10 protein-coding genes and 1 pseudogene are annotated in these 17850 nt (G+C 70.9%); 6 read left to right on the forward strand and 5 right to left on the reverse strand.

What is annotated here, in order from left to right:
* Positions 1 to 312: 312 nt before the first annotated feature.
* A complete protein-coding gene (locus OG943_RS07945) occupies positions 313 to 2895 on the reverse strand; it encodes a fibronectin type III domain-containing protein (protein WP_328609043.1) in 2583 nt (860 codons plus the stop codon).
* A gap of 375 nt (positions 2896 to 3270) precedes the next feature.
* On the opposite strand from OG943_RS07945, the gene OG943_RS07950 reads away from it, so the two are divergent.
* Positions 3271 to 4647 carry a glycoside hydrolase family 27 protein gene (locus tag OG943_RS07950; RefSeq protein WP_328609044.1) on the forward strand — a complete coding sequence of 459 codons (1377 nt, stop codon included), beginning with the start codon at positions 3271 to 3273 and terminating at the stop codon, positions 4645 to 4647.
* A 68-nt stretch (positions 4648 to 4715) separates the two neighbouring features.
* On the opposite strand, the gene OG943_RS07955 is transcribed toward OG943_RS07950, so the two are convergent.
* On the reverse strand, positions 4716 to 5888 hold the full coding sequence (locus tag OG943_RS07955) for a PQQ-dependent sugar dehydrogenase (protein ID WP_328609045.1): 1173 nt from the start codon (positions 5886 to 5888) through the stop codon (positions 4716 to 4718).
* A 287-nt stretch (positions 5889 to 6175) separates the two neighbouring features.
* Positions 6176 to 7462: a lipase family protein gene (locus OG943_RS07960; protein WP_328609046.1), complete on the reverse strand. Its 1287-nt coding sequence runs from the start codon at positions 7460 to 7462 to the stop codon at positions 6176 to 6178.
* A 315-nt stretch (positions 7463 to 7777) separates the two neighbouring features.
* Here OG943_RS07960 and OG943_RS07965 point away from each other — a divergent pair, with 315 nt between their 5' ends.
* Positions 7778 to 8080 (forward strand): hypothetical protein, encoded by a 303-nt coding sequence (locus OG943_RS07965; protein ID WP_328609047.1) that lies wholly within the window; start codon positions 7778 to 7780, stop codon positions 8078 to 8080.
* A 91-nt stretch (positions 8081 to 8171) separates the two neighbouring features.
* Positions 8172 to 8995, forward strand: a pseudogene (locus tag OG943_RS07975) (aldo/keto reductase).
* Between the two features lie 72 nt (positions 8996 to 9067).
* Here OG943_RS07975 and OG943_RS07980 read toward each other — a convergent pair.
* Positions 9068 to 9691, reverse strand: coding sequence for a TetR/AcrR family transcriptional regulator (locus tag OG943_RS07980; protein ID WP_328612028.1), 624 nt, complete (start codon positions 9689 to 9691; stop codon positions 9068 to 9070).
* A gap of 125 nt (positions 9692 to 9816) precedes the next feature.
* On the opposite strand from OG943_RS07980, the gene OG943_RS07985 reads away from it, so the two are divergent.
* Entirely contained in the window at positions 9817 to 11037 is a 1221-nt protein-coding gene (locus tag OG943_RS07985) for a cytochrome P450 (RefSeq protein ID WP_328609050.1), read from the forward strand.
* A 21-nt stretch (positions 11038 to 11058) separates the two neighbouring features.
* Here OG943_RS07985 and OG943_RS07990 read toward each other — a convergent pair whose 3' ends face one another.
* Positions 11059 to 11799: an SDR family oxidoreductase gene (locus OG943_RS07990; RefSeq protein ID WP_328609051.1), complete on the reverse strand. Its 741-nt coding sequence runs from the start codon at positions 11797 to 11799 to the stop codon at positions 11059 to 11061.
* A 96-nt stretch (positions 11800 to 11895) separates the two neighbouring features.
* Between OG943_RS07990 and OG943_RS07995 the strand changes: the two genes are divergently transcribed.
* Both OG943_RS07995 and OG943_RS08000 read left to right on the forward strand, forming a co-directional pair.
* Positions 11896 to 12456 carry a TetR/AcrR family transcriptional regulator gene (locus OG943_RS07995; protein WP_328609052.1) on the forward strand — a complete coding sequence of 187 codons (561 nt, stop codon included), beginning with the start codon at positions 11896 to 11898 and terminating at the stop codon, positions 12454 to 12456.
* A 63-nt stretch (positions 12457 to 12519) separates the two neighbouring features.
* Positions 12520 to 17847 (forward strand): RHS repeat-associated core domain-containing protein, encoded by a 5328-nt coding sequence (locus OG943_RS08000; RefSeq protein ID WP_328609053.1) that lies wholly within the window; start codon positions 12520 to 12522, stop codon positions 17845 to 17847.
* Positions 17848 to 17850: the final 3 nt, after the last annotated feature.

Genomic DNA, 17850 nt, shown 5'->3' on the forward strand with positions numbered 1-17850 from the left:
GGGCGGTGAACCGCTGACGCACTCGCGGTTCGGCGAGATCGCCGAGCTGCGGCACCGGTATCCGCGGACTGTCACGATGTGCTGGTCAGCCTGGACGGGCCGGCCGAGGACCGCGCGGCGGCCGTCCCGCTACCGTGAAACTCGCGGCCGCGCACCTGGACCGCGCCCGGTCCGCCCTCGAACCCAGGACGTTGGCGTGGCCAGGCCCCTCGCTGGGCGACGGGATCTCCGGCCAGTTGCTTTCCCGCGAGGACCAACGCCGTCAAGGCCTCCTTACCCGCGTTGGACGCGGGTAAGGAGGCCTTGACGGACTTAGGCCACCACGGTGACCGACACCGGCGCCCCGGTGCCGACACCGGTCACCGCCGCGATGGTGAACGTGTAGCGGGTGCCGGGTTTGAGCCCGGCGACCACGCGGGTCATGCCCTTCGCGGTCGGCTGGCTGACCAGCGCGTCGCGCCCGGTCACGGGGATCGTGCGGCCGTCGGAGACCGTGATCCGGTAGCCGAGCACCGGGGTGTCGCCGGTGACGGCGGGCGGGGTCCAGTGCAGGCTCACGGCATCGGCGCCCGGGAGTGCCTTCGCGCCAGTCGGTGCGTCGGCGGTGCGGGTGCCCGGCGAACCCGCGGTCACGGCCGCGGAAGGCAGCGACGGGAGGCCGGTGCCCAGTGCGCTGCGAGCGGCCACCGTGACGGTGTACGCCGTGCCATCGGCGAGCCCGGGCACCTCCGCGTAACCGGTCCGCTGGAACTGCGCGGCGGGGATCGTGGTCGTGACCGGGTGCGCGCCGCCGGTCGCGGTGATCACGTACTCCGTCAGCGGGGAGCCGTTCTCCGCGACTGTGGGATTCCAAGTGGCGTAAAGCTTTCCGGCCACGGCGAAGGTGCCCACCCGCGACGGCGCGTCGGGGGCCGAACGGCCGTCGACCGGGCGGTACAGCACCCACCGGTAGGCCGGTTCGACGCCGGCGTTCGCGACGACGGCCGCGGGGGCCGCGGACGGGCTGCTCAGCAGGTGGTTGCCGGTGGTCACCACACCCTTGTTGTCGCCGTCGCGATCGCCCTGCTCCCAGTAGTTGCCCTGGATCAGCGTGGGGTCGTTGTTGCCGAGACCGTCGCGGTAGTCCTTGTGCGTGCTGCCGACGTTGGCGTAGGCGGCGTTGTACAGCACGTTGCCGGACACCGTTTCGTAGGTGTTCCCGTTGTCGGTGTACACGGATTTGCCCAGGCCCCACTGGTCGTGGATCACGTTGCCGGTGACCTTCTCGCCGTCGGCGAGCGAAGTGCCGGTGATGCCCTGGGTGTAGATGCCGCCGCCGTCGTCCAGCGAGAGCATGTAGTCGTGGATCAGGTTGTCCGAGACCACGTTGTCGTGGGAGACGTTCGGCGTCGCCGGCTTCCCGATCTTGTCCGGCCAGCCGCCCCAGCCGACCGAGATCCCAGAGTAGGCCACGTGGTCGATCTGGTTGTGGGCGATCGTGTCGTGCTGGCTGTAGCCGTTCACGATCGGCACGCCGCCGTGGAACTCGCGCGGCAGCCCGTAGAGGTGGTTGTCGACGACCCGCACGCCGCTGGTCACGTCGCCCCCGCCCGCCTGCGGCTGGTCGACCCCGCCGACCTCGACGCCGTTGCCGGAGATGTCGGTGAACACGCTGCCCGCCACGGTGGTGTCCTTCGCGCCGTCACCGAGTTCGAGACCGGCGGCCCCGAGGTGGGTGAACACGTCGTCGCTGAACTCGACCCGCTGGGCATGGGAGACGGACACGTTGCCCGGCTCCTTCGTCCAGTCGGCGTACGGGCAGGTGCCGCCGGCCACGAACTGGCACAGGCCCTGGGTGGCGTAGCCGGTCGGGCCGGTGATCGTGTAGCCGGCCTGGATCTCGGAGAACCCCTCCGGCGACGACGGCGTGAGCCAGGTGGCGTAGGAGAACTGGAGACCGCGGAAGGCCACGTCGTGGACCGGCGCGGCGGCGGTGCCCCGGCCGTCGACGAGCTTCTCCAGCGCGGGCACCTCGACGTCGGCGTGGCGAAGGTCCTCATGCGCGCGCGGCAGGTAGTAGATCGTGCGGGCGGCGCGGTCGAGGTACCACTCGCCCGGGGTGTCGAGGAGCTCGTACGCGTTGTCCACATAGGACGGCTGACGGCCGTTGGTGAGGTCGCCCGGGCCGACCATGTTGACCGTGCGCCCGGGGATGTCCGGGAAGACGACCCGCCGGGTGGAGTTGTCCCAGCACGGCTGCGCCATCGTCACGGTGGTCCCGGAGACTGAGCCGATCGGGCAGCGCGGCTCGGTCCACTGGCCCAGCCCGGCCCGCTCCACGTTCCACAGCGCCTCACCGGCGGTGTACACCATCTCGATGTCACTCGGGTTCCGCCAGTGGGCGAGCGTGTCGGCGGACGCCGTGTACCCCGTCGCGGTGGCCTTGAGCGAGACCGGCAGCGGGCCCTGGGCTCGCTGCTCCCGCACGCCGTTGACGTAGAGCTGCCGGGTGTTGTCCATGCCGGCCGGCTCGGGTGCCGAGTAGAGGCCGGCCCGGCCCGGGACCGGGCGCCACCCCGCGACCTGGCGGCCGCCGCTGAGCACGGTCTGGCCCGAACCCTGCCAGATGATCCGGTGCCCGTTCGCGCCCGAGTCACGCGAGTCGAGCACAAGGGGCTTTTCGAGCCGGAACACACCGGGGGCCAGGTGCACCGTGAGGTCGGCCGTGAGCCGGGGAGCGCGCTGGCGGACCAGCTCCTGGGCCCGTTCGACGGTGCGGACCGGGCGGAACTGCGTGCCCGGCGCGTGGTCGGAGCCGTACGGCGTCACGTAGACGTCCTGGCGGGATCCGCCCCACTGGTCCGCGATCGCGCTGCCGGCCCCCAGCAGCCCCGTCGCCAGGCATATCGCGCCCACGAGCGCGAAGGCCCGCCGGCGTCCGGTCCGTCTTGGTGTTGTGGTCATACCGACCCTCCGTGATCCCCAGTGATCGCCGGTCGGCTCCGCGAGCCGGGCACGCCAAACATAGGATCTCTGACGCGCTGTGTCGAGTCCAAGGCAAGGTTCTTTACTTATCCGCCTGGCTGGACGGCGGAGTATTGCTCGTCCCGACAACCGGGAAGACGGTGGTCGCATCGGTTAAGTAGCGGCGCGGTCTGCGAAGTCCCGTTGTTTCCATGGCTTAGTCATCCGATGACTCGTTGACTGCCGATGAGCCGCGGGGGTACAAATGCGACGGTTTTCCACCGGTGCGGCAGTGGGGCCGCCCGGGTCCGCGAGAGGTGGTCCGGTATGGCCAGAGCACGTAGGGCGAGACACCTGGGAGCCGCGCTCACGGCGCTGGCGGCGCTGACCGCCGCGGCTCCGGCGACGGCGGCCGAGGCCGAGGCAGCGGCACCGGCAGCAGTGGCCACAGAGACCGCAGTGCCGCAGGGCCATGGCCGGCCCGCGGTCGCCGCCACGCCGCCGATGGGCTGGAGCAGCTGGAGTTCGTTGCGCCGGAACATCAGCGAGCCGGTGATCGAGGCGCAGGCGAAGGTGATGCACGATTCCCTGGCCCGGTACGGCTACCGCTACATCAACATCGACGCGGGCTGGACGGACCACGTCGACGAATACGGCCGCAACGCGGAGGACGCCACCAAGTTCCCGCACGGCATCGCGGCGGTGACCCGGTACGTGCACGGCCTCGGCCTCAAGTTCGGCATCTACCTCGTGCCGGGCATCCCGGCGGCGGCCGTCGCCGCCGACTCGCCGATCAAGGGAACTCCTTACCACGTCAGCGACATCATCCTGCCGGGCACACCGGGCAACACCGCGGACGACGGCTCCGCCCGCATCGACTTCGGCAAACCCGGCGCGGACGCCTACGTGCGGTCGCAGGCCGAGCTGCTCGCGTCGTGGGGCGTCGACTACGTGAAGATGGACTTCGTCGGCCCCGGCGGCGGCCGCGTCCCGGCCGACAACCGCGCGGACATCCAGCACTGGCAGGCGGCGCTGCGCGCGACCGGCCGCCCGATCCACCTGGAGCTGTCCAATTCACTGAGCTTCCCCGACGCGGCCACCTGGCAGCACTACAGCAACGGCTGGCGCATCGAGGGCGACATCGAGTGCTACAGCCACTGCGTCGGCCTCACCAACTGGGACGTGCGGGTGAAACAGCGCTTCACCGACGTGCCGAAGTGGATTCCCTTCGCCGGGCCCGGGCACTGGAACGACCTCGACTCGGTGGAGGTCGGCAACGGCGACGCCGACGGCCTGACCCCGGACGAGCGGCAGACCGTGGTCACGCTGTGGGCGGCCGAGGCCGCGCCCCTGCTGCTGGGCACCGACCTGACCAAGCTCGACCCGGCGGACCTCGCGCTGCTGACCAACCGGGAGGTCCTGGCGGTGGACCAGGCGGGGCGGCCCGCGCGCCCGCTGTCGCAGGCGACCCCGCAGCAGGTCTGGGTGAGCAAGGACGGTCACGGCGGTTACACCGTCGCGCTGTTCAACCTCGGCGCGGCCACCGCGACGGTCACCGCGGACTTCGGTGACCTGGGGTTCCGCGGCCCGGCCGTGGTCCGGGATCTGTGGAGCCACCGCAATCTCGGGGTCGAGCGCGGCGAGTTCAGCGCACCGCTGGCTCCCCACGCCTCCCGGCTCCTGCACGTCGTGCCGCTGGGCTGACCGCTGCGGCCGGATGACGGTTGCCCCACCCCGTCCGGGATGGGGCAACCGTCATCCGCCGCTTCGTTTTAGCTGTGCCCGCGTGCTCCGCTGTCCCCGGTCAGCGCGATCCGGAGGATCTTGTTGTCCAGCTTGCCGGGGCTGCCGCTCTTGTCGCCGTTGGTGGTGGTCAGCCAGAGGCTGCCGTCCGGCGCCGCGACGATCGTGCGCAAGCGGCCGTAAGTGCCGGTGAAGTACGCCTTCTGGGTGGGCAGCGAGTCGCCCGAGATGGGCATGCGCTGGACCTCCAGGCCGGTCAGCTCGGACATGAACAGCACGTCGCCGACGATGGCCAGGCCGCTGGGGGAGTGCTTGCCGGTCGGCGAGAACGTCCGCTTGGGCGCGATGAAATCGGGGTTGTCGCAGCTGCCGGAGGTGCCCTCGCAGGTGGGCCAGCCGTAGTTGCCGCCCTTGACGATCAGGTTGACCTCGTCCTGCTTCGAGTCGCCCAGCTCGGATTCCCACAGCCGGCCCTGCGAGTCCCACGCCAGTCCCTGGACGTTGCGGTGCCCGTAGCTCCAGAAGTACTTGCCGGGCTGGGGATTGTCACCGGGAACACTGCCGTCCGGGTTGAGCCGGAGGATCTTTCCGTTGAGGGAGTTGACGTTCTGCGCGTTGTCGCCGTTCTGCGCGTCGCCGGTGGTGGCGTAGAGCTTGCCGTCGGGGCCGAACGCCAGCCGGCCGCCGTTGTGGTAGCGGTTGCGGGCGATCCCGGAGAGCAGGACCTGCTCGCCGCTGATCCGGTCGTCGACGTACTGGAATCGCACGATCCGGTTGTCCGAAGGGCTGGTGTGGAACACATACAGCCAGTGGTCGGTGGCGAAGTCCTTCGACACCGCCAAGCCGAGCAGGCCGCCCTCGCCGCCGGTCGTGTCGACGCCGGGGACCGTGCCGACCACGGTCTGCTCGCCCGCCGGGGTGACCCGGACCAGCCGGAAGGTGTCCCGCTCGGAGACCAGCGCCGAACCGTCGGGCAGGAACGCCAGTCCCCACGGGATGTCGGAGTCGGTGGTGATCTGCGTGACCTCGCCGGGAATCGTGCCGGCGGAACTCTCGGTGGACGAGGCGGTGGCGGGTTTTCCGTGGGACAGCGTCGTGTCGGCGAGCGGCTCGGCCACCGACGGCGGCGCGATCAGCGCCATCGCGACGGCCAGTGCCGTCGCGCCGGTATAGGCGGCGCGCCATCGTTTGAAGTGGGTCACTGCTTCCTCCCAATCGGCTCGGGTTTCGGGCGGGGATGTGGGGCGGCGACCCAGGTTAGGAAACGCTCCTAACTTTTGCGCCGGATTACAGCACCGGCCACGGGCGGCTGTCAATCGGCCTTCCCTGTCAGCGGAAGCGGTTGCCCTGAAGGCCACCATGAGGGACCTCAGTGCCCTCATGGTGGCCTTCAGGGTCAGCGGAAGCGCTTTCACGGTTGCCGGACCGCGACGCCGAAGCGCCCCTCACCCGGGTTCGGGCGAGGGGCGCTTCGGCGCGTGGCGATCGGTCAGCGCGGGATCTGGGCGCAGTTGCCCGGCGCGGTCTTCCCGGAGAACCGGCCGTCCAGCCAGCTCAGGGCCAGCGGGAACCAGGCGACGGCGGTGCCCACGTGCGACAGCAGGTCGTACTGGTTGTACTGCACCGCGGTCCCGCTGGCGCAGAACTGCCGGGCGAGCGCCCGCACGTCGGCGGCGACCATGACCCCGTCGCCCGCGCCGATGCCGGGCTTGTTGCCGAGGGTGCCTTCGAGGATGCCGTTGGCGCCCTGGCCGATGAGCATCGGCACGGTGGGGGAGGCGGCGCCGAGCATGGTGATCTTCTTGACCGTGTCGACGAAGACCGGGATGGTGTCCGGGCTGGAGGCGTACTCGGGCTTGACGAGTTTCTGCCAGGTCAGCCCGGAGGCCTGGGGCAGCGCGTCGATGATCGAGGAGTGCTGGAGCTTGTTGTACAGCGCCAATCCCTGGCTGTTGAGGTACGGCGTGAGGTCGATGTCGAAGGCGCGGCCGGCGCCGATCAGGGCCATCGCGATGACCCCGGCCCAGACCGGGCTCCCGCTGACGTAGTCGAGGTTCTTGCGCGGGTTGGCCAGCACCCCGCCCTCGGCCGCGCCGACCAGGTTGCGGTTGACGTCGGGGGCGTAGGCCGGGGCGAGCTGGGCGGCCCAGCCGGTGGCGATCGCGCCGCCGGAGTAGCCGATCGCGCCGACCTTCGTGTCGCTGGTGAGCCCCGTGGCCGGCGAGGCGCTCGCGGCCCGGATCGAGTCCAGGGTGTTCATCCCGTACTCGGGACCGGCGGCGAAGTCCGCCGCCTGGCCTTCGGTGTCGGGGAACAGGACGGTGTAGCCCTGGGACAGCCACGGCACCAGGAAGACGCTCTCGAAGTTGGCGATCAGCCCGGGGATCCGGACGTCACCGGCGATGGCGCGCGACGGCCCGTCTTCCGGGTTCAGCGAGTCGTAGAACGACTGGTAGCTCACGGCTTTGGGCGTGGCTGGGGTGACGGGCGGCTTCACGACCGAGGTGACATTGGCGGTCGGCTGCCCGAGTGAGCCGGTGGAGCGGTAGAGCAGCTGCACGACCTGCAGCGGCAGCGGGAGCCCGAGGACGTGGTACGGAATGGTGCGCGTCTTCAGCACCGCGCCCGGCGCGTACGAGGACAGCGGGGCGCTGCCGGAATAGGTGTAGAACGAATCGCTTCCGGCCGTCGCCGCGCTCGCTGCCGGATTCCCGGCCAGCGAGGCCAGGAGCAGCGTGATCACGGCAGCGATGGCGCTGCGCGGTTTGACCTTCATGTCGTGGAGCCCTCTCGATTTCGGCAGGCGAAAACGGCGCGGGAAAGCGATCTCCGAGCCGGGTGCAAAACGGTGGGGTGGCGAGTGCCGTGGGAGCACCCCGGCGTCGAGGGGGCGCGGCCGTGGAGGTGCTGTCGCTACGACATCGGGGCCTCCCGGGAGACGTCATCGTCACCTACTGGCGAGTAGCATGCACCGGGGCCCGGAATATTTCAAGTGCCCGATGACCAAGGGAGCCCGCCCGCGCACGCTCGGCGCTGTCCCTTCGTGCCTGGTCGCAGCTCCGGACGCGCTGTCGCCGCTAGGGTGACCGGTATGGACACACGCGACCCGGCCGGGCCCGGCCGGCCCGTGATCGGCTGGCTCGCGGTCCGGCTGCAGGGCAGCGGCGGGCTGCTGGACGGCGTGGCGGCGCGGCCGCGGGTTCGCGCGGACGGGCAGGTGTGGCTGAGCTGGCTCGGCGCCCCCTCGGTCGACGCGGTCGCGACGGCGCTGCTGACGGTGCGGGACCCGGATTTTCCGGTCGAACCGGTGCCCAGCAGTCACTTCGAGCAGGCCCGGCTGCGAGTCGGCGGGGTCCTGGTCGTGCTGGACACCCAGGACCGCGCCGGCGAATAGCGCCGTCGATGCGTTGCCCGCCTTGGCTTGTGATATCCATGGCCGCCAATGGCGGTGCCGGATTCTCCCGGTACCGGTGAAAGGACACTCGATGATCCAGCTCGGCCGCACCGGCATCGACGTGTTTCCCCTTGTGCTCGGCGGGAACACGTTCGGCTGGACCAGTGACGAGGCGACTTCGCACCAGGTGCTGGACGCCTTCGTCGCGGGCGGGGGCAACTTCATCGACACCGCAGACGGCTACTCGGCGTTCGTGCCGGGCAATCCCGGCGGCGATTCGGAGACGATCATCGGCTCGTGGCCGGCCGCAAGAACCGCGACGCCGTGGTGATCGGCACCAAGGTGAGCACCCACCCGAAGTTCAAGGGACTGGCGGCGGCCAACGTCGCGGCGGCCCTGGACGCCTCGCTGACGCGGCTGGGAACCGACTACGTCGACGTGTACTACGCCCACATCGACGACCCCAAGACGCCGCTCGCCGAAACCGTGGCCGCGTTCAACTCGCTGCACAAAGCCGGCAAGATCCGCGCGGTGGCCCTGTCGAACTACACCGGCGCCCGGATCACCGAGTGGCTGGACATCTCCCGCCGCGAAGGGTTCGAGCCGCCGGCCGTCGTCCAGCCGCACTACAACCTCGTGATGCGGCAGCCGTACGAGCGCGAGATCGCTCCCGTCCTCGCCGACGCGGACATCGCCTCCGTGCCGTACCTCGCGCTGGCCAGCGGATTCCTCACCGGCAAGCACCGCAAGATCGGCGCGTACCGCAAGGTCCGGCCTTACCTCGCGGTGGTCGGCGGGCTCCTCGCCGGCAAGCAGCGCACGAAGAAGGAGGAGTTCGGCGGAAGCGCCCGGCAGATTCCCGCCGCCCGGTACTTCTCCGCGGCCGGGCTCGCCGTGGTCGACGTGGTCGGGTAAGGACTCGTGAGTGTTGAGGACGGTTAGAACCGTCATCAACACTCACGAGCGGCCACGCTTTCGGGGCCCGGCCTAGCCGCCGATCCGGACCAGTGGCAGGTACACCTCGTCGACGATCTCGATGATGACTTTGTCGTCGACGGGCACGCCGAACAGCAGGAACTGGTTGCGCAGCAGGTCGGTGGCGACCAGGGCGCGCCGGGAGCCGAGGATCCCGGGCTCGGTCTCGCCGCGTTCGACGGCCCTGGCCAGGATGACGCCGATCGCGGTGGGGCCGGTGGCCTGGATCTGTTCCCGGACCAGCCGGGCGAACTCCTCGTCGCGGGTCATCTCGGCGAGCAGGCCGCGCAGGATGCCGCCGAGCGGGCTGGCCATCTTCGCCGAGAGCTGCCGCAGCAGCGCGAGCACGTCCGCCCGCAGCTCGCCGGTGTCGGGCACTTCCACCTCGGCGACGCCTTGCCGGCGGCACGCGTCCATGACCAGCTCGGCCCGGCCGGACCACCGGCGGTAGAGCGCGGCCTTGCTGGTGCGGGCCCGGGCGGCGACCCGGTCCATGGTCAGCGCGCCGTAGCCCGTTTCGGCGAGTTCTTCGAGCGCCGCCGTGAAAATGGCGTGCTCCAGCTCCTCGCCACGCCGCCGTGGTCCTTTGCGGTGGTCGACGGGAGAGTCGAGAGTCTGTGCGACGTTCTGTGACAGGGTGACTCCTGAGAGTTTACTGAGAGTTCGACGCGTTCCCTGGAAGGATACCTTAGCTCCGAGTTAGAGTACTAGTAGTTCTTTAATCGCCCAGCGCTTCGCTGGCTGGAGACTCGAGGGGATCGATGACCGAGACTGTCGTGACACCGCGGACCGAGGACGCCCCGGTTTTTCCGGACGACCGCACCTGCCCGTACCAGCTGCCCGAGGGGTATTTCCGGCTGCGCGACGAGGAAGGCTCGCTGCGCAAGATGAAGCTCTTCGACGGCCGCGAGGCGTGGGTGGTGACCAAGCACGGGGTCGCGCGCAAACTGCTGGGCGACCCCCGTCTGTCGTCGGACCGCAGCCACCAGGACTTCCCGGCGGCTTCACCGCGGTTCAAGGGGTTCCGCGGGGGGCCGAAGGCGTTCATCAGCATGGACCCGCCGGAGCACGGGCCGAGGCGGCGGATGGTGATCGGCGACTTCACCGTCAAGCACATCAAGGGGATGCGCGGGGACATCGAGCGGATCGTCCACGGCTTCATCGACGACCTGCTCGCGGCCGGCCCGGCCGCCGACCTGGTCAGCCAGTTCGCGCTGGCGGTGCCCTCCATGGTGATCTGCCAGATGCTCGGCGTGCCCTACGCCGACCACGAATTCTTCCAGGATGCCAGCCGCCGGCTCGTGCAGTCGACCGACGCCGAGGGGCTCATCGCCGCCCGCGAGGACCTCAGCGGCTACCTGGACGGGCTGATCACCCGGCTGCAGGCCGAGCCGGGGCCGGGCCTGCTCGGCAGCCTGGTGGCCGGGCAGCTGGCGAACGGGGAGATCGACCGCGAGGAGCTGGTCGCGTCCGCGATCCTGCTGCTCGTCGCCGGGCACGAGACGACGGCGTCGATGACCTCGCTGGGCGTGATCACCCTGCTGGAGCACCCGGACCAGCTGGCGGCCCTGCGCGCCGACCCCGGCCTCGTCCCGGGCGCGGTCGAAGAGCTGCTGCGTTACCTCGCCATCGCCGACCTCGCGGGCAGCCGCATCGCGACGGCCGACATCGAGATCGGGGGAGAGGTCATCCGGGCCGGCGAGGGGGTCATCGTGCCCAACTCGATCGCCAACCGCGACGGCTCGGTCTTCGAGGACCCGGACAAGTTCGACGTGCGCCGCTCGGCCCGCCACCACATCGCGTTCGGGTACGGCGTGCACCAGTGTCTCGGCCAGAACCTGGCCCGCCTGGAGCTCGAAGTGATCATCACCGCGCTGTTCGACCGGATCCCCACCCTGCGCCTCGCCGTTCCGGTGGAGGAGCTGACGTTGCGGCCGGGGACGACGATCCAGGGCGTCAACGAACTTCCCGTCACCTGGTGACAGCGGTCCCGTCGGCCCGGCTCAGCCCTGCCGGGCCGGCCGGAGGGTGATGTCGCCGATTTCGACGTCCTCGGGCTGTTCGATGGCGAACGCGATGGCGCGCGCCACGGCGTCGGGGCTGATTCCGAGTGCTGCCATGGCTTTCTGGGCCTGCGCCCGCTGCTCGGGGTCGTCGAGGTAGTCGACGAGTTCGGTGTGGACGTACCCGGGCGAGATGGAGGTCGTGCGGAGAACGCCGTCGGTGGACTCCTGGCGCAGGGCCTCCATCAGGGTGCGCACGGCGTTCTTGGTACCCGCGTAGACGGCCTGGGTCGGGACGATCTTGAGGCCCGCGGTCGACACCGTGGTGACGAAGTGCCCGTGGCCCTGTTCGCGGAACACGGGCAGTGCCGCGGCGATGCCGTGCAGGACGCCGCGCAGGTTCACGTCGATCATCGTGTCCCAGTCGTCGACGTCGAGCGCGGCGACGGGGGCGATCCGGGCGAGCCCGGCGTTGCCCACCAGGACGTCGAGGCGGCCGAACCGGTCCACGGCCAGCGCCACCAGCTGCTTGAGGTCGGCGCGCCGGGTGACGTCGACTTCCAGCCTCTCCGCGCGGCCGCCTCCGGCCCGGATCCGCGCCACGAGCGAGTCGAGCCGGTCGGTGCGCCGGGCGCCCAGCACGACGGCCGCGCCGCGGCTCGCCAGGTCCAGGGCGGTGGCCGCGCCGATCCCGCTGCTGGCTCCGGTGATGGCGACGACTTTGCTGTCCAGCGTGCTCATCGTTACGTCTCCTGTTCTAAACTGACAAGTGTCCGGTTGTCACTCCACCGTACCGGACACTTGTCCACATGGCTACGCGGGAGGGGAGGCGGCGTCGTGACGAGCCGTGAGCGCAGGTCGGACGCGGTCGCCAACCGGGACCGCATCGTCGAGGCCGCGCGGGCCGAGCTGAGCGAGTCCAACGGGGCCGCCGCCGACCTGAAGCTGCACCGGGTCGCCAAGGCGGCGGGGGTGGGGCAGGGCACCCTCTACCGGCACTTCCCGACCCGCGAGCACCTGCTGGCGGAGGTGTACCGGGACGAGCTGACCCAGCTGGTCGACGCCGTGGAACCGCTGCTGGCCGAGCATCCGCCGCTGCGGGCGCTGACCGGCTGGCTGCAGCGGACGGTCGAGTACGCGCGGGTCAAACGCGGGGTCATGGCGGCGATCGAGGCGTCGGCGTGGCAGGACCTCTACTCCGGCCACCACCACCGGCTCGACGAAGCGCTCGGGAAGCTGCTCGATCGGGGAAAGGACGCGGGCGAAGTGCGCGAAGACATCGACGCCACCGACGTCATTCTGCTCTTGGGCGCGTTGTCGCGTATCCCCGAATCGGAGTGGGACCCGCGCGCGCAGACGGTGGTGGCCGTCATCGTGGACGGCATCAGCGCTCGTTGAGAATAGGGCCCGGCCGGCAGCGGTTGTCGCGGGTGGTCAACGGCTTCCGTTGTAATATTTAGCATGAGCAATCCACTGGTGGCGCCGACGCAGGATTCGACCAAGGCGTACTCCGGGATCTCGCTGCTGGAGTCGGCGGCCGACCTGAAGTCGGCGATCGAATCCGGGGACTGGGCGTCGGTGGCGATGGGGGCGGTCGGCACGGCGCTGGACGCGCTGTCGATGGCGATGGACCCGTTCGGCGCGATCCTGGCCGCGGGGGTGGCGTGGCTGATGGAGCACGTGGGGCCGCTCAAGGAGGCGCTGAACGGGCTGACCGGCAACGCGGACGAGATCGCGGCGCAGTCCCAGACCTGGGCCAACGTCGCGAAGGAGCTGGAGAGCGTCGGCGGCGACCTCGGCGACATGGTCAAGGCGGACCTGGAGTCGTGGACCGGTCCGGCGGCGGACGCGTACCGGCAGCGTTCGCAGGATTCGGTGGCGCTGCTGGGTTCCGCGCAGAAGGGCTGTGAAGGCGCTTCCAGCGGGGTGAAGACCGCGGGCGAGGTGGTGGGCGCGGTCCGCAGCCTGGTGCGCGACATCATCGCGGAGCTGATCGGGCACATGATCAGCTGGGCGCTGCAGGTGGTGTTCACGCTCGGCATCGGGCTGACCTGGGTGGTGCCGCAGGTGGTCGCGGCGGTAGCGAAAACGGCGTCGAAGATCGCGGACGTGACGACCCGGTTGGTCAAGGCGCTGAAGGCTTTGATCCCGCTGCTGAAGAAGGCCGGCACGCTGTTCGAGGACGCGGCGAAGGGGCTGAAAAGCCTCAAGGGCGGGAAGGTCTCCGCGCCGCCGAAGACGTCGAAGATCGACAGCACGCCGAAGGCGCCGACGCCCAAGGGCGGGGACGGCGGCGGCACGCCGAAGGGCGGGGACTCCACGACGACGTCCGGCGACCATTCGTCGCCGAAGGGCGGGGACCCGACCACGACGTCGGGCGATCACTCGTCGCCGAAGGGCGGCGACAACGGTGGCGCGGGTCATTCGGACCCGCCCGGCGACACGCCCAAGAGCCCTCCGCCCGGCGACAAGGCCCCTTCCGAGCAACCCCACGGCGACGGGACGACGACGTCGTCGGCGCCGAAGGACCCGCCCGGCGACGGGTCGAAGATCAAGGACGACCCCAACCCCGCGGAGCACAAGACGCCGGCCGACGAGGTCACGGACTGCGGTGACCCGATCGACGTCGCGACCGGCGCCGTCCTGCTGCAGCAGGAGGATGTGTCGCTGCCCGGCGCGCTGCCGCTCGTCGTCGGACGCACGCACCGCTCGTCCTACCGGGTGGGCCGGCTCTTCGGCCCCACCTGGACCTCGACGCTGGACGAGCGGATCGAGGTGGAGCCGGACGGGCTGCACCTGGCGCTGGCCGACGGCACGCTGCTGCGCTACCCGGTGCCGAGGGGGATGGAGGCAGTGCTCCCCGAGAGCGGCCCGTACCTGGCGCTGCGCCGGGTCCGGCACGGCTTCATCGTCGGCGACCCGCGGTCGGACCGCATGCGCTACTTCGCGGGCCGCCGCGGCCAGGCCGTCCTGCCGCTGCGCGCGCTCGTGGACGGTGCGGGGAACCGGATCGTGCTGCGGTACCGCGAGGGCGTGCCGGTGGCGGTCGAGCATTCCGGCGGCTACCGCGTCGAGATCGACATCGCCGACGGCCTCGTCACGGCCCTGCGCGCCCCGGGCTCCCCGGTCCCGCTGGCCGAGTACCGCTACGACTCCGCGCGCCGCCTGGTCGAGGTCACCGACGCGGTCGGCACCCCGCAGAAGTTCACCTACGACGCCGACGGCCGGCTGGTGCGCTGGGACGACGTCAACGGCCGCTGGTACCGCTACGGCTACGACGGCCGGGGCCGCTGCGTGCGCGCCCAGGGCACCGGCGGCTACCTCGACACCGAATTGGCCTACGACACCGAAAACCGGGTCACCACGGTCACCGACTCGCTCGGCGCGGTCACCCGTTACCACCTCGACGAACAGCTGCGGGTGATCGGGCAGACCGACCCGCTCGGCCACACCACCAGCGCCGAGCGCGACCGCTTCGGCCGGGTGCTCGCCGAGACCGACGAGCTCGGCAACGTCACCCGCTGGGACTACGACGGGATCGGCAACCTCATCGCGGTGACGCGTCCCGACGGCAGCCGCATCGTGATCGAGTACAACGAGGGGCGCCGGCCCAGCACGATCACCGGACCGGACGGCGGCCTGTGGCGTTACGAATACGACCGGCGCGGCAGCCTCGCCCGCACCGTCGACCCGGCCGGCGCCGCGACCTCCTACACCTACGACCCGCACACCGGCACCATGGACTCGGCGACCGACGCCCTCGGTTACGTGACCCGGATCCAGTCGAACGCCGCCGGCCTGCCGGTGGTCATCACCGCGCCGGACGGCGCCGTGTGGCGCTACGGCTACGACGCGCTCGGCAACACCACCAGCGAGACCGATCCGCTGGGCCACACCACCACCATGGTCAGCGACGCCGCCGGCAACCTCGTGCAGGCGCGTGACGCCGACGGCGCGATCCAGCGGTTCGCCTCGACGGCGCGGGGCAACTCCGAGGAGCTGACGGACGCGCGCGGTGGCGTCAGCCGCATCGAGTACGCCCAGTTCGACCTGCCCGTCAGCGAGCGGCGCGCCGGCGGCGGCCTGCTGAAGTACGGCTACGACACCCAGCTGCGGCTCACCTCGGTGACCAACGAACGGGGCCTGGTGTGGCGGTACGAGTTCGACGCCGCGGGCCGGATGGTGGGGGAGACCGACTACAACGGGCGCGTCCTGCGCTACGGCTACGACGCGGCGGGGCGGCTCGTGCGCCGGACCAACGGCGCCGGGCAGACCATCACCATCGAGCGTGACAGCGTGGGCCGGGTCGTGCGGCGCAGCAGCGCCGACGAGGTCGTCGAGTACACCTACGACGCGGCCGGCCGCCTGCTGTCGGCGTCCACTGTGGACGCTGACGTCCGGTTCGCCTACGACGCGCGCGGCCGGGTGCTGTCCGAGTCGATCAACGGCCGGGTCGTGCACTCCCGTTACGACTCCCTCGGCCGCCGCGTGAGCCGCCGGACGCCCTCGGGCGCGGAGTCGGTGTTCGGCTACGACACCGTCGACCGCCCGACCGCACTGGCCACCGCCGGCCGCACGCTGCGGTTCGGCTACGACGCGGCGGGCCGGGAGACGGTGCGCAGGCTGGTGGGCGACACCGGGCCGGTGGCGGAACTGCGCCAGGACTGGACGCCCACCGGGCAGCTGTCGGGGCAGACGGTGCTCCGCGGCGCGGACATCGTGCAGCGGCGCGAATACGGGTACCTGCCCGACGGTTACCTCGCCGAGGTCGACGACCTGATCTCCGGGCCGCGCAGCCTCGACGTCGACCCCGACGGGCGGGTCCGCGCCGTGCGCGGCCCGCGCTGGCAGGAGAACTACGACTACGACCTGACCGGCGCCGTCACCGGGGCCGGCTGGTCCGGCGCGTCGGAGGCGGGCGGCTCCCGCGCCTACACCGGCACGCTGCTCACCTCCGCCGGCGCCACCACCTACGCGCACGACGGCGACGGACGCGTCATCGCCCGGGAGCGCGGCGGGAAACGCTGGACCTACGAGTGGAGCGCGGAGAACCGGCTGGTCGGCGTCCGCACGCCGGAAGGCGCCGTGTGGCGCTACCGTTACGACCCGTTCGGCCGGCGCGTCGCCAAGCAGCGCCTCGACCAGGCAGGCGGCGTCGCCGAACAGGTCGAGTTCGCCTGGGACGGGCAGCGGCCCGCCGAGCAGGTCCACAGTGGACCGGGACGGCCGCCGGTCGCCACGGTGTGGGAGTACGCGCCCGGCGTCGAGCTTCCGCTCACCCAGACCGAGCGCGTCCTCGGCGCCACCGGGCCGGAGCGGTTCCACGCGATCGTCGCCGACCTGGTCGGCGCCCCCGCGGAACTGGTCGACGAGACCGGCGCGGTGGCCGGGCACCTGCACACCGCGCTGTGGGGCCCGGTCGTCTCGGCCGGGGGAACGGCGGGCACCCCGCTGCGGTTCCCGGGCCAGTACCACGACGCCGAGACCGGGCTGCACTACAACCGGCACCGCTACTACGACCCCGAGACCGGGCGTTACCTCTCCCACGACCCGCTGGGCCTGATCCCGGCACCGGACTCCATGGCCTACGTCGACAATCCGACCGCCATGATCGACCCGCTCGGCCTGGGCCCGCAGCGGACGACGCCCTGCGCGGCCAAGGCCGCTGCCGCGAATGCGGACGGGGGAGCCGGGTCGAACCGTTTCCACCCCTACAGCCGAGGGCAGTCCACCCCGAAGCCGGGGAAACAACGCAAATACCCGGAAAGCACCTATGGCGACCGCAACGCCGAGCGCAAGCGCCTCGACAACAAATTCGACTACAAGATCGACGGCGACAGCACCCACCAGTCCGAGCACGTCGGCGGCTTCGACATCACGAACGACAACGGCGGCGCGAAGGGGGCGCGCACGGACAAGGACAACAAGCCCCTGGAGAACAACTCGTCGGCCTACTACGAGGACTGGGCCAACCACCGGTACCACCCGGGCACGGGCAAGGGCGGCGGCAACCACGAATCCGGGTTCACCAAGGGAGACGTGCGGGACGCGCCCAACACCAAGGAAGACAAGCCCGGCACCAAGCCCGAAGACAGCCTCGGCTACAACGACCGCCTCGGCTCCTACCGGTACGCCCAGCGCAAGGCCCTCGAGTCCAACGACCCGAGCACCGCGGTCCAGCTCAACCAGCTCGGCTACGCGCACCAGCAGGGCTTCCAGACCCCGGAAACGCTGAAGCAGCACGCGGACCCGCACAGCTTCTCCGACAAGATCTACCACGGGGACGATCCCAACCACACGCACAACCCGGACCACCCGCTCTACGACAAGGGCAAGGCGGACGCGGCGAAGGCCGAGCAGGACCGGCGGGACGCGATCGACAGCGAGTCGAACCTCCCGGGCCGGTCGGCGCTCGACGAGAAGAAGCGGATGCAGGTCGCCGACGACTCGTACCACAAAATGGTCGATGACATGCACCAGGGCGGCAAGGGCATGCGGTACAACCCGAGGCCGTTCGACGACGACGGCAATCCCATCCCCACCCCGCCCGGCGGCAGCAAGGTCGACGGCAGCTCGCACGTGACCACCAGGCCGGTCGACCAGTGGGACGCGGCCGAGATGCACGCGGCACGGGACGCGGCGCGCACCGGGAAGTGGCCGGGCGACGAGGCGTTCCAGTGGATGTACAAGGACCCGACGCCGGAGGACTGGGCGAAGCTGGAGCGCGGTGACTTCGACCCGCCGCAGGTCTCGCCGAACCGGCCGGGCAGCCCGATGGACGTGGACTGACCG

This window comes from Amycolatopsis sp. NBC_00345, from assembly GCF_036116635.1.
Lineage (GTDB): Bacteria > Actinomycetota > Actinomycetes > Mycobacteriales > Pseudonocardiaceae > Amycolatopsis.

Excerpts from the sequence above, each read along its gene's own strand:
- OG943_RS07985 (WP_328609050.1), top strand. The coding sequence starts at position 9,817 with ATGACCGAGACTGTCGTGACACCGCGGACCGAGGACGCCCCGGTTTTT.
- OG943_RS07960 (WP_328609046.1), bottom strand. The coding sequence starts at position 7,462 with ATGAAGGTCAAACCGCGCAGCGCCATCGCTGCCGTGATCACGCTGCTC.
- OG943_RS07950 (WP_328609044.1), top strand. The coding sequence starts at position 3,271 with ATGGCCAGAGCACGTAGGGCGAGACACCTGGGAGCCGCGCTCACGGCG.
- OG943_RS07965 (WP_328609047.1), top strand. The coding sequence starts at position 7,778 with ATGGACACACGCGACCCGGCCGGGCCCGGCCGGCCCGTGATCGGCTGG.
- OG943_RS07990 (WP_328609051.1), bottom strand. The coding sequence starts at position 11,799 with ATGAGCACGCTGGACAGCAAAGTCGTCGCCATCACCGGAGCCAGCAGC.
- OG943_RS08000 (WP_328609053.1), top strand. The coding sequence starts at position 12,520 with ATGAGCAATCCACTGGTGGCGCCGACGCAGGATTCGACCAAGGCGTAC.